Genomic DNA, 1,103 nt, shown 5'->3' with positions numbered 1-1,103 from the left:
CGCTTCTCGTTGGCAAGATTGGCGGAGGCGTCTTGCATCGAATGCATGAGCATTCTAACATTCTGTACATGAGAAAGTCCCCTGCAAGGCGACGTTCCATGATCACAACTGCTTTACCCCAGACTCACAGTTGAGCAGGTGAGGGCAGGGACAGCAACATTACATCAAGAGTACCTGGACAACAAGAGGGTCAATGCGGTGAACCTCAAGGAGCTCCAATATGACAGGAATGAGCCCTGGCAAGTAGTCATGGAACTCCGTGGCCAGGGCGTGCAAATGCACTGTTTTGGCATAGTGCATCATCAGCGGCGGTGTCGGCCATGCATAGAAGACAAAGCCTAGCAGGCGCTCCTTGCATCCTGTACGGCGTGCCAGGCGCAGGCCAAGGTGGGAAAATGGCTCGGTGTTAAAAAGGTGACCTACCAGATACTTGGCAACATCACGGTCATATGAGCCGTTCCTCTTCTCCATGAACCCTGCACCAGGTGCCTTGGGGAACAATGGACCGTCAGCTTGCTGTCGCTCCAAGGTCCCGTCGATGCCAAGGAGAAGGGTGTAGCGGAGACCATCTGGACACGCTTCTCCGTTGGGGATCAAGCAGATCGACTGCCTTCGCTCGGAGTTGGGTACTGGCCAGTCCCACTTCTCGATGGGGAACTCGTCCTGCCAAGCGATGCGGGTGAGCGGCTCAGAAAGGGCAAAGCTCATTTGGGCTATGAGCAGAAGGCGCAGGTCTTGCACCTTTACGTCCTTGAGAGGGGTTTGCAGGAGCAGGGTATTGTAGGTTTCCACCGCAAGGTCGTTGGCCTTCGCTACCTTGTGCCTCTTGTAGAGGCTGAGCAGTGCGGTCTTCGAGCCCTGCTCAAACACGAGGGCATTCTGTTTTGACGTCTCCAAAAATACAACGAACCTTTGAAGTTGGTTGGCATTGACGTCCGGTGGAAGACGGAAGACGGTCCACGTGATATCGGGCATGCGGTTCCGTAGATGGCTTGGGGCTGCATACAGGTACTCGAGCATGAGCTTGGCCTCGTTCACCAGAGCGGCCTTGCTGTAGAGATCCTCAAGCTCTTTGCCCTCCTCTGACTCCTTGCTCCAGACGC

General features: G+C 55.2%; 1 protein-coding gene. It reads right to left on the bottom strand.

Annotated elements, in window-relative coordinates:
* Nucleotides 1-159 precede the first annotated feature (159 nt).
* A partial coding sequence (locus V6D20_00195) for a hypothetical protein (protein ID HEY9814217.1) occupies nucleotides 160-1,103 on the bottom strand: 944 nt, incomplete at its 5' end.

This window comes from Candidatus Obscuribacterales bacterium (assembly GCA_036703605.1).
GTDB lineage: Bacteria > Cyanobacteriota > Cyanobacteriia > RECH01 > RECH01 > RECH01.
Note: the sequence above shows the minus strand (reverse complement) of the source record. Positions and strands in the feature narration are given on the sequence as shown.